At 34.5% G+C, this 11807-nt stretch carries 9 protein-coding genes; all 9 read left to right on the top strand.

Going from position 1 to position 11807, the window contains the following annotated elements; translation table 11 throughout:
• Window positions 1-117: 117 nt before the first annotated feature.
• The 9 genes from IPH66_10840 (at window position 118) to IPH66_10800 (ending at window position 11806) form a co-directional block, all read left to right on the top strand.
• The gene (locus tag IPH66_10840) at window positions 118-2499 is read left to right on the top strand and encodes a polysaccharide biosynthesis tyrosine autokinase (GenBank protein MBK7129845.1); all 2382 of its coding nucleotides are present in this window, start codon (window positions 118-120) and stop codon (window positions 2497-2499) included.
• A 233-nt stretch (window positions 2500-2732) separates the two neighbouring features.
• Window positions 2733-3872: an N-acetyl sugar amidotransferase gene (locus IPH66_10835; GenBank protein ID MBK7129844.1), complete on the top strand. Its 1140-nt coding sequence runs from the start codon at window positions 2733-2735 to the stop codon at window positions 3870-3872.
• Window positions 3873-4487: an imidazole glycerol phosphate synthase subunit HisH gene (hisH, locus tag IPH66_10830; GenBank protein ID MBK7129843.1), complete on the top strand. Its 615-nt coding sequence runs from the start codon at window positions 3873-3875 to the stop codon at window positions 4485-4487.
• A gap of 2 nt (window positions 4488-4489) precedes the next feature.
• The gene (gene hisF / locus IPH66_10825; GenBank protein ID MBK7129842.1) at window positions 4490-5260 is read left to right on the top strand and encodes an imidazole glycerol phosphate synthase subunit HisF; all 771 of its coding nucleotides are present in this window, start codon (window positions 4490-4492) and stop codon (window positions 5258-5260) included.
• A 191-nt stretch (window positions 5261-5451) separates the two neighbouring features.
• Entirely contained in the window at window positions 5452-7968 is a 2517-nt protein-coding gene (locus tag IPH66_10820) for a hypothetical protein (protein ID MBK7129841.1), read from the top strand.
• Window positions 7969-7975: 7 nt separating this feature from the next.
• Window positions 7976-8836, top strand: a complete 861-nt coding sequence (locus IPH66_10815; protein MBK7129840.1) for an ABC transporter permease — start codon at window positions 7976-7978, stop codon at window positions 8834-8836.
• A 16-nt stretch (window positions 8837-8852) separates the two neighbouring features.
• Window positions 8853-10133 carry an ABC transporter ATP-binding protein gene (locus IPH66_10810; protein ID MBK7129839.1) on the top strand — a complete coding sequence of 427 codons (1281 nt, stop codon included), beginning with the start codon at window positions 8853-8855 and terminating at the stop codon, window positions 10131-10133.
• Entirely contained in the window at window positions 10112-10918 is an 807-nt protein-coding gene (locus IPH66_10805; GenBank protein MBK7129838.1) for an FkbM family methyltransferase, read from the top strand. The genes IPH66_10810 and IPH66_10805 overlap by 22 nt, the downstream gene beginning before the upstream one ends.
• A gap of 6 nt (window positions 10919-10924) precedes the next feature.
• Window positions 10925-11806 (top strand): FkbM family methyltransferase, encoded by an 882-nt coding sequence (locus tag IPH66_10800; protein MBK7129837.1) that lies wholly within the window; start codon window positions 10925-10927, stop codon window positions 11804-11806.
• Window position 11807: the final 1 nt, after the last annotated feature.

Genomic DNA, 11807 nt, shown 5'->3' with positions numbered 1-11807 from the left:
TGTTTAACTCGTGTGAGTAAATATAATGGTAAAATTGGGACAGTGCAAAACTTTTTTTCCCAACGTAACATTTTCGGCACTCGAACGTAAATCCACCAAAAAGTCTCCGCAATATAAATGAATATTAATCAGAAGCATAAAAATACTCTTATCGAAACCAAGGATTTGATGATGATAGGCAGAATTTTCATCAAGAACTTGACAATAATCTTTTTAATTCCACTTACTGCCTATATAATTGGCTATATATATACTTATCGTCTCACTGATATTTATGGAGCAGAGGCACAACTGTTGTTGAAGTCAAACGAAACATATGATTATCAAGATCAGATATACCAAGGATTGGGAGCCTACTCAACTTATACCGACATACAAAATCAGATACGAATACTCCAATCAAGAGGACTAATAGGAGAGGTGATTGATAAAATGGATCTTGAAGTTTCACAATTCATTGTGGGTAGATTACGACGTCAAGAGGTGTATTTTACTCTCCCGTTTAATTGTGACGTAGTGGTCTCGGATCCTAAAATATTTGAAATTCCGATTAGCATTGAAATTCTAGATGAGAATCGGTATGAGTTAATCTATGAATTGGATGGAAACCAGGAAGAGTATACCGGTGAGTTTGAAAGACAATTGAAGACTGATCACTTTCACGTTACACTTAACAAACTTTATGGGTTTGATGATGATGGACTTGATATTATTAAAAAGTCAAAGTATGAAATTGTTGTCCACACAAGAGATTACTTGATTGCCAAATACCAGTCTAATATTCAAGTAGAAAATATTGAATTTACAAGTATTTTGAATGTGTCAGTAACGGATGAAATTGCAAACCGCGGAACGGCCTTTCTCGATACACTTTGCAATACTTACGTTGACTACTCCAAAAGAATTCAACTTGAAGTCAATCAGAATACCCTTGACAATATTCAAAAGCAAATTGATACAGTTCGTCAATTTATTGAAGAAAAAGAAGCAAGTATTTTAAACTATAAAGAAAACAACGCTATACTTGATATTGATCGGGAGAGCAGCCAGTACTTCGTTGAATACTTTGAAATTAATAAAGCAATTCGAGAATTTGAAGAACAAAGAGCTTCTATTGCATTGCTTGAAAAGTATTTGAGTTCTGAAAATGAAGACCGGACAATACCTCCGTATTTCTATATAGAAAAGGCAGATAATAATCTTGCAGATTTGTTAACAGAATTGAGAATGAAGCAAAGTAAATTGGAAACTCTTAGGACTCAAATCTCTGAGGACAATACTGGATATAAAAATTTGAGAAAAGAAATACAAATACTTAAAGGAGATGTGAAACTCTACCTCTCGAATCTTCGGGTTGCTATAATCTCAAAAATTGAACTTTTAAATGAAGAGTTGAGTAATTATAGAGGTAAAATTGTCGAACTCCCAAAATCTGCACAAGATATCATGAATATCCAGCGTGAGCTGGATGTGAATAACAAAATGTATTTATATCTTTTAGAAAAGAAAACGAATACCTTAATCACCAGAGCAGGTATTATTCCGCAAGTGAGAATCATTGAAGAAACCAGATCCCTGGGAGTTGTTAGACCGGATAAAACAAAGATTAAAACAACGGCATTGCTCGCTGGATTAATTCTTGCGCTTGTAATAGCCTTTTTGCGTACATTTTTCTTTGATAAAATTGAAACGGTCAAGGAGTTGTCCGAAATAACAAATCTTAGCCTCATCGGAGGGGTACCTCATGTGTCACAAATGCAGCCTTATTCAATCTCTGTAGATAGTAACCCTAAGTCCCAACTTACTGAAAGTTTTAGGACTATCAGAACGAATCTGTCTTTTTTGGCTGCCGATGTGCAGAAATCAAAAACGATACTCATTTCTTCTTTTTTTCCAGGAGAAGGCAAAACTTTTACATCAGTCAATCTTGCGACGATATTAGCCAGGTCTGACAAGAAAGTTCTTCTGCTGGATTTTGATTTACATAAGCCTAAGATTCATAAAATGTTTCAAATATCCAACGAAATAGGGGTAACGTCGTGCCTTATTGGAAAATCAGGTTTCAATGAAATAATTAGAAATCCGGGAATACAGAATTTGGATATAATCTCTGCAGGTCCAATTGCTCCAAACCCTTCTGAATTAGTACTTAAATTGCAAATCGATCAATTATTTGAACGAGTTAAGAGTGAATACGATTTTGTTATCATCGACACACCTCCATTTGGATTATTGAATGATGCGTTAACCCTTTCTGTACATGCAGATATATTCATGGTTGTAGCTAATACAAAAGTATTACGAAAAAAAGGAGTCAGTTTAATTGAGGAGATATTGGAAAAATTAAACATAAAAGAAAAGGGTATTGTTCTGAATGGTGTCAAACAACGTAGGTTGAATTACTACTATTCAAAATACATATATAAGTACAACTATGGATATTCATATGGATATGGGTATGGCTATGGAAGTACTTATCACGATTCAACTGAGAGCTAAATAAATCAGACATCATAGGTCACTTTGTAAACTTTAATTGTGAAAATTAGGTAAATGTTTTTGCGATTACGGCAATAAAATAAGCGTGTAAGGTATAACCAAAAGACTTGTAATTGATTCTAAATTTAATGAAGGAAGTTGACAAAATTACTACCTTTGACTAATTCATGGTCAGCGCTATGATTAATAACTTTTCTTCATGACTAAGTTATCAACGTTGACAGATATAAAATATGGACACAGTTCAATTTAAATCTTGCAGAAAGTGCATTCTTGATCAGAGAGATGATCCGGATATTTATATTGATTCTAATGGGATTTGCAATCACTGTCATGAGTACTATGAAAAGGCAAGAATTGGATTGATAGGTGGAGTTGAAGCCCAGGAAAAGCTGGATTTGATATTTAAAAGAATTAAAACAGCGAGAAGAGGAAAATATGATTCCATTCTCGGCGTAAGCGGAGGCGTTGATAGTACTTATGTTGCTTGGATCGCAAAAAAGCATGGACTGAACCCACTTTTAGTTCATTTTGATAATGGATGGAATTCCGAGTTGGCAGTCCAAAATATTGAAAACATTGTAACCAATTTAGGTTTTGATTTAATAACTTACGTTGTCGATTGGGATGAATTCAAGGATATTCAATTAGCATATTTTAAAGCAAATGTCGTGGATATTGAAGCGATAACCGATCATGCCATTCTTGCAACCCTTTATAATGTTGCGAAGAAAAATCAAATACATTTTATACTTAGTGGAACCAACATTACCACTGAAGCTATTCTTCCATCGCATTGGGTACATCGTAAGACTGATTGGTTGAATATTAAGGACATTCATAAACAATATGGACAGAAGAAGCTAAGGACTTTCCCATACCTCAGCCACTATAGATTCCTTTATTTTACTCACATTTACAAAATAAATTCTGTTTCACCGTTAAATTACCTCAATTATTCTAAGAACGAGGCTAAGGAAATTATTCAGCGCGAATTAGGATGGAGGGATTACGGGGGAAAACACTACGAATCTATCTTTACTAGGTTTTATCAGGGTTTTATTCTCCCAACTAAATTTGGTATAGACAAAAGAAAAGCGCATTTATCATCGCTGATTTGTAGTGGGCAAATTACGAGAGAAAATGCATTGAAGGAATTGTCTTCTAGTGATTATGATGTGAAAAAAATCGAGGAAGATAAAGAGTTTGTTTTAAAGAAATTAGGGTTTACAGAAAAGGAATTTTCTGACTATCTCAATGCACCTGCGAGATCTCATCTAGAATTTGCCTCTTACGTAAAAACGACATGGAAAAAGCAACCATTAATTTTACGTGTATTAAAACCGTTATACAAGCTTATTAGAAAAAAATAAATGGTTGTTATTATTGACTATGGCGCAGGTAATTCGGGTTCAATCGTGAACATGTTGAAGCGTATTGGTAAGCAAGCAATCGTTACAAGTGATCAAAAAATTATCGACCAAGCTGAAAGGCTAATATTGCCAGGAGTAGGAGCCTTTGATTATGGAATGCAAAACCTTGAGGAAAGGAATTTAATAGAAATCCTGAAAAAAAAAGCATTTATTGACAAGGTGCCTTTTCTAGGAATTTGTCTTGGAATGCAATTAATGACAAAGGGTAGTGAAGAAGGGATTAAATCTGGTCTTTCATGGTTTGATGCTCAGACAATCAAGTTTACCAAACAAGATATTCCATTGCCACTCAAAATACCACACATGGGATGGGCCGAGGTAAAGGTCAAACATCAAAACGAATTGGTCGATTATCACCTTACAGGTCAAAGATTCTACTTTGTTCATTCATATTTTGTTAGAGCAAATAATCAAAGCGACGTAATTTTAACAGCAAATTATGGAAATGAATTCGCTTGTGGTCTGGCAAAAGACAATTTGTTCGCTGTTCAGTTTCACCCGGAAAAAAGTCATAAATTTGGTCAAGAACTTCTTAAACAATTTACCTCATTATAAGCATGCGGAGGATTAGGGTTATTCCAATATTACTGGTAAAAGAAGGGCGACTGGTTAAGACTACTAACTTTTCAAATCCTCGGTATATTGGTGATCCCATTAATACTGTAAAAATATTCAATGAAAAGGGTGTAGATGAAATAGCTCTGATTGATATTTCTGCTGGCCTACAGGGGCAGCAACCAAATTTTTCATTAATTCGAGATATATCGTCAGAAGCTTTTATGCCTTTTAGCTATGGAGGTGGAATTCAGGATTTTGATGCTGCTGCCGAAATATTAAAATCGGGTGTAGAAAAGATAATTGTTAATTCATTGGCATTTAAAAGTAGGGAGACTTTGATTAGGATTGCAAATACCTTCGGATCACAGAGTCTTGTTATCTCCGTGGATATTAGAAAGAATATTTTTGGCAAATATTCTGTTTACTCAAGATCTGGAACAAAAAACGAAAAAATGTCACCGGTCAATTTTGCTAGATCAATGGAAGAGAATGGGGCAGGTGAATTGATTATTCATAACATTGATCGAGAAGGTACATCCAAAGGGTTTGATTTTGATTTGATAGAAAGTATTACAAGTGCAGTGAACATCCCTTGTATTGCACTTGGAGGCGCTTCGGGTCTAAGTGATTTTAGATTGGCCGTCGTAGAAGCCGGAGCATCGGCGGTTGCAGCTGGAAATTTATTTGTTTATAATGGACCGCACAAAGCGGTGTTGATTAATTACCCGTCTGAGGATAAGCTCTATAATGAAATATATTCAAAAATTTAAATTCTTTAATTCCAGGTTAATACAGAATGATTTCTAATTAGTTTGGTAATGACCTGATAAATTTAAAGAAATTATAGCGCCAAGTTTATCAAGTTTAATCGAATAATTACTTTCATCAAATTTCGTTTAAATAGTTGAGAAATGTCTATATTTAATAACTTTACGTATTCGGGTATAAGAAAATCTTGCCTATGAAAATGAGAGTTGGATTCAGTTTGTTTTTTTATATATTAATAAGATCAAGCGTTTTATCTCAGACATGGGACTGGGTTGATAGAGTCAGTGGACCAGGAAATAATTATGTGTTTACAGTTAAAGTGGACACAACGGAAGAGACTATTTATTCTACCGGAAGGGTGAAGTCAACTGGTACCTTTGGTGAAATTTCTAGCCCCCAATCCCCACCTGAATTTGGAGATAGGGATGCCTTTCTCACAAAGCATGATAAGGAAGGCAATTTACTTTGGGTGCGAAGATTTGGGAGTTATTATACAGAGTATGGAACATCAATAGAGATTTATGGAGACCATATCTATCTGATGGGCTACTTTATGGACACGGTGGTTGTTGGTTCTGATACGATAGTCTCAAAAGGCGAACAAGATTTGCTTATCTCTAAATTTGATAAAAATGGTAATATTATTTGGTTGAAGTCTTTTGGTGGGTTAGGTAATGACCAAATTCTTGCAACAGAAATTGATGATGACGGAAATTTATTTTTTGTTGGAGAGTTTGAAGATTCTATTAATTTCGACGGGATCAATCTAGTCAACACAATTAATAGTTTGACGTATCCCAATACAAAGTCTTCATATATTGTTAAATTGGATACAGCCTGTCAGGTGATTTGGGCACTCAAACAACAGTCAACTAGGGATATCAGTCATACCGACATCATTAGCAGGGATGATTTTATTTATGTTACGAGTTATTATAATGGAGTGTGCGAGTTTGCACCTGGTAATACTCTCATTATGAATTCAAGTTTTTGGCAGTCTAGCCTCATGAAAATTAATTCAGACGGAGATTTTGTATGGGTTGAAGGATTTGGGGGCAATTATTCTGATAATATATCTTCTATTGATATTGATGCGAACAATGTGATTTACCTGGGTGGATTGTACAAAGGCACTGCAACATATCAAACTGAAATATTTTCGAGCCCGGCAACATACCTCGATAATGGTATGATTGTAAAGCTTGACACGTCTGGAACAGTTTTGGACTCATATTCTTTTCCCTGCACGTCGTATGGGAAGGTTGAAAGCGTTCACGTTGTTGAAGGCAAACTCTATGCTGCAGCGTATTTTTCTGATTCGCTGTTCATTGATGGAGACACTATAATCGGAAATGGATACTATGATCTGGCACTTTATTGTTTGGATACTTCGCTCAATTTAATTTGGTCATCGTATCAAGGAGGTACATCCTACGATCAATTGAGAAGTATTGACGTTTTTCAAGATCATTCAATTGCAATTGGTGGAAGCATCAAAAATCACATTGATTTTCCAAGTATTTCTTATACGACGATGGTAAATACTTACGATGGAATTATGGGGCTTGTTTATCCTCCTATCGAGGCCAAAGAATTCCACATCGATTCAATTTTATGTGCAGGATCCCCCATAATAGTTTATAATGAGAGTATTGGATTGGTTGATTCTGTTGAGTGGAATTCAGATGGGTTATCAGTTCTTTTTGAAGACAATGACTCAGCAGTATTTACATCAAATATACCGGGGGTATATGAAATTAATATGAAAGTTTCAAATGATGCTGAATCAGATAGTGTCTTAATCGGCTATATTGAATTCATAAGTAATGCTGAGGTGGTTATTTCTTTGGATAGCATTACTATTTGTGCGGGAGATTCAGCGCTTGTATCAGTATCCGGGACATTCGACGATATTCTCTGGAGCACAGGACAAACTAGCAACAGTTTCTATGCACATAATACGGGTTGGTACCTGGTTGAAGGTACGATCCAGAGTTTGTGTCCAAGCTACGATTCAGTCTTTCTCGATGCTGATATACTTTATCCTTCAGTTTCTTTAGGAAGCGACACGCTTCAGGCGTGTGAAGGAGATACAATAGTTCTTAGCGCATCAGGTTCATTTGATGATTTAGTTTGGTCAAACTTATCTACTAATCCATCGATTGACGTTGATGTGGAAGGTTGGTACACCGTTACAGTTAATAATGCTGGACTATGTTTCAATCAGGATTCGGTCAATGTGCTTTTTGATCTAGCGCTTCCGTTAATTGAATTAGAAGCATCAGATACACTTTTTTGTATTGGTGATTTAATTACGATTAGTGCAATAGGCAATTTCGACAATATTGTATGGTTTGATAATTCTGAAGAAAACTCTGTATTAATTTCAAGTACAGGAATTTATTATGCGACTGCAACTACTTTGAATGGGTGTCAAAAAACTGATTCTATTAATGTTACAGCAGTTAATTGTTTAGGGGAAGTAGTTGATGAACTAGTATTCACATCTGTAATTATGAATGGTGAAGTTGTGGCTAAAATAAATTCAACTAATAGTTTTGGACAATATATGATCTGTGATGTCTCGGGGCGGTTGGTACTAAAAGAATCATTTGATGGCTGCGAGATATACATTAAGGATGATTTTTTACCAGGGATATATTTGCTGACAACAAATTCCGGTGAAACAATTAAACTTTTTTTTAAATAAATTGAGCATGAATCGTTCCAATCATTGGGATCTAATTATCTCTCCTCAAAAAAAGTTATTTACTCTTAGACTAAATGAATTAATCTATTACCGCGATTTAATTTTTCTGTTTGTTAAACGTGATTTTATTACGCAATACAAACAAACTATTCTTGGACCCATTTGGATAGTACTTCAGCCACTTTTGACATCTTTTGTTCTTACAATTGTCTTTGGTTATATCGCCAAAATTGAAAGCGGTGCACCAACAATTCTTTTCATGATGGCGGGAGTGACGGTTTGGAATTTTTTTGCTGATTGTGTAACAAAAACTTCCGAAACTTTTATTGCTAATCAGAATTTATTTGGAAAGGTATATTTTCCCAGAATGGTGGTTCCAATAAGTATAATATTAACCAACCAAATTAAGTTTTTTATCCAGTTCGGACTCTTCATTTTGTTCTATTTCTACTTCGTTATTTTTGTGGGTTTAGGCTCCAGCATTGAGTTTTCTCCGCAAATTTTATTGCTCCCTTTTTTAATTTTATTGATGGCAGGTTTGGGCTTAGGTACCGGTTTAATTATTGCATCTCTTACTATTAAATATCGTGATTTAAGGTTTTTAATTCAGTTTGGTATTCAACTTTTAATGTACGCTTCTCCCGTTGTCTATCCTTTAAAAGTTGTACCTGAAAAATATCAATGGATTTTGCTCGCCAATCCAATGACAAGTATAATAGAAACTTTCAAGTACGGTTTTTTTGGTGAAACAGTGGCAATTTTCAGTTGGTTGCATCTGGCTTATACTAGTCTTATTACTCTATTCATTTGCCTCATTGGTGTTTGGTCATTTAATCGGGTAGAGCAGTCATTCATGGATACGATCTAATTTATAACTTTACGTAATGTCCGAAATAATACTTGATGTAGAGGGTGTTTCCAAACAGTATAGACTTGGTCAATCAGGGACTGGGACAATTTCACATGATTTAAACCGATATTGGCATCGTTTACGAGGTAAAGAGGATCCATATTTAAATGTTACTGAAGCAAACGTAAGAGAACAAAAATCTGTAAACCCTTATGTCTGGGCAGTGAAAGATATTTCATTTCAACTGAAGGAAGGTGAGGTAATGGGGGTAGTTGGAAAAAATGGCGCGGGAAAATCTACCTTACTGAAATTGTTATCGCGAATTACAGGACCAACAACCGGTACAATCAGAATGAAAGGAAGAATATCTTCATTGTTAGAGGTGGGCACCGGATTTCATCCTGAATTGACCGGTAGGGAAAACATCTTTCTCAACGGTGCTATCCTTGGAATGAAACGATTTGAAATACAAATGAAGTTGGACGAAATTGTTGCATTTTCAGGTTGTGCAAATTACTTAGATACCCCGGTAAAAAGATATTCTTCCGGAATGATTGTTAGATTAGGATTTGCCGTTGCAGCACACCTGGAATCAGAAATTTTAGTGGTTGATGAAGTTTTGGCCGTTGGAGATCAAGAGTTTCAGAAGAAATGCATAGGCAAAATGCAGGACATTTCAAAAGGAGGAAGAGCAGTTTTATTCGTTAGTCATAATTTGAGTACACTGCTTAATCTTTGTCAGTCTGGTATTTTATTGAAAAATGGTGAATTAGTTTACAAGGGAACCATTCAAGATACCATTGGAAAATATCTTCAAGGTACAAATTTTGAGAAAAACACGAAGTTCGATCTTACGAATTTCACCGAAAGAGAAGGTACTGGTGAATTAAAATTTATATCCATTGAATTTTGTAATCCTAATAATTCTCAAAATACCTTTTTGATTGGAGATAATCTGGAAATGAACATTGAATTAGAAAGTAGGATTTTAAAAAAAGTTCGTTTTGCGATTTATATATATCGGTATGATGAAACGTTATTATCCAATATTGAAAATATGGATAGTGATTTTGAAATAATTCCTTTTGTTGGAAAGAAAAAGTTATCAGTAACTTTTAGAGATATTCGTTTTTATCCTGGTGAATATAAAGTAGGATTGTGGATTGGAGATGCCCTTTCTTCACAACATATTGATTTATTAAGATTTTGTGCTAATTTTTCTGTAGAGGATGGCTCCAACATTGTGAAAAGAAGTTTGCCGCAAAGAAGCGGAGTAATATTTCTGAATCCTGAATGGAAAGAAGTAAAAAAATAACTATGAAATTAAGTAGGTTTTTTAAAAAATCAGAGACGGTTGTTAATATACCATTTGGGAAATATATACTCTTTTACAGCGAAGGCACTTCAATTGTGGAACGTTTTAAGCGAGACGGGCATTACGAGCCTGAGTTTGTGAGTCATTTAGTTCATTCACTGAAATCAATAGATGGTGAAAAAATATTTATTGATATCGGAGCGAACATCGGGATGATTTCTTTAGATTGTCTTAATCAAGTTGAATCGCTTAAAATTTATGCATTTGAGCCAGGCAAACATCAGTTTAACCTGTTCCAAAAAACTATTCAGGAAAATAATTTGTCAGATACAATAAGCTTGAATCCTTTGGCTTTAAGCAACTCAAAAGGATCAGTTGATTTCTACGTCCATTCAACTGAACATGTATCCGGAGACGGATTTGTTGACACCAAACGCGCCGGCAAAACTAAAGTAGTCAAAGTTTTGACTGACACCTTAGATAATTGGTATCATGAAAGTACCCTTTCTAGGTGTGATGTTATTAAAATTGATACTGAAGGAGCAGAGTTTTTTATTCTTCAAGGTGGACGACAGCTGATTGAAAAATTTCGACCAATAATCTACATTGAAATTAATGATAAGAATATCAAGAACTATCCTTTTGAGATTGACGATTTACTGCGTCTATTTAATGAAATTGGTTACAATATCTTTACTCTTAAAAATCAAATTGTAGATTCTGACAATATTTTAAGTTACATTCGTGAAAATGACACATTTATTCTTACTCCAATCAATAAATAGATATTCATGTTGAAGCAAACGGTTAAAACTTTTTTGGATTATATCAATCAAAAAAAAATCACAAAAGAGATACAGAGACGAATTGAAAGTACTAATCTTCTAATTGATGCCAGTGATGCTGAAAAATCAGATTGGGCAGAACGAATAAAATTAGCAAAAACATGCCCGGATACTATTAAAATTGAAGTCATACCTGAAGCAGGAACTCTGGAAGGAGATTATTTGATAATGCACAACGGTTTAAAAATTTTACCACTCAGTTATTATGGTTACCCAATGCTAAAATTATTGCTTGAAAATAAGGGAATCCATGAACCTCAAGAGGAGTACGTATTTCAAGAGGTACTGAAAAGCATCAAATCTGGTAGTACGATGATTGAACTTGGAGCCTACTGGTCTTTTTATTCAATGTGGTTTCAAAAAAAAATAAGTGGTGCTAAAAATTTCATGATTGAACCATGGGAAATAAGCCATGGTATCAAGAATTTTAAAATCAACAAATTAAAGGGAAACTTTTTTCAATATTACGTTGATGAAAAACCAGGTATACACCACGATGGTTCAAAGATTATTTCAATAGACAATTTTATTCACGATCAAAGGATAAATTTTGTTGACATACTGCACAGTGACATTCAGGGAAATGAATTCAAAATGTTGAAGGGAGCTGAAAATTTGATTAATTCAAGAAATGTGGGTTATATTTTTATCTCCACTCATTCAAATGAATTACACAATGCTTGTCACTCCCATCTGAAAAATAAAGGTTACTTAGAATTATGTTCAGCAAATATGGAAGAAACCTATTCATTTGATGGTTTATTAGTCTTTAAGAATCCAGATTACGATGGAATTGAAACAATTGAAATTGCGCATAAAACCAATTAGT

It is taken from the genome of Crocinitomicaceae bacterium, assembly GCA_016708105.1.
In the GTDB taxonomy this organism is placed as follows: Bacteria; Bacteroidota; Bacteroidia; order Flavobacteriales_D; family Crocinitomicaceae; genus JADJGJ01.
Note: the sequence above shows the minus strand (reverse complement) of the source record. Positions and strands in the feature narration are given on the sequence as shown.

Coding starts and splice junctions, on each gene's coding strand:
- IPH66_10840 (MBK7129845.1), top strand. CDS start 118: ATGAATATTAATCAGAAGCATAAAAATACTCTTATCGAAACCAAGGAT.
- IPH66_10835 (MBK7129844.1), top strand. CDS start 2,733: ATGGACACAGTTCAATTTAAATCTTGCAGAAAGTGCATTCTTGATCAG.
- hisH (MBK7129843.1), top strand. CDS start 3,873: ATGGTTGTTATTATTGACTATGGCGCAGGTAATTCGGGTTCAATCGTG.
- hisF (MBK7129842.1), top strand. CDS start 4,490: ATGCGGAGGATTAGGGTTATTCCAATATTACTGGTAAAAGAAGGGCGA.
- IPH66_10820 (MBK7129841.1), top strand. CDS start 5,452: ATGAAAATGAGAGTTGGATTCAGTTTGTTTTTTTATATATTAATAAGA.
- IPH66_10815 (MBK7129840.1), top strand. CDS start 7,976: ATGAATCGTTCCAATCATTGGGATCTAATTATCTCTCCTCAAAAAAAG.
- IPH66_10810 (MBK7129839.1), top strand. CDS start 8,853: ATGTCCGAAATAATACTTGATGTAGAGGGTGTTTCCAAACAGTATAGA.
- IPH66_10805 (MBK7129838.1), top strand. CDS start 10,112: ATGGAAAGAAGTAAAAAAATAACTATGAAATTAAGTAGGTTTTTTAAA.
- IPH66_10800 (MBK7129837.1), top strand. CDS start 10,925: ATGTTGAAGCAAACGGTTAAAACTTTTTTGGATTATATCAATCAAAAA.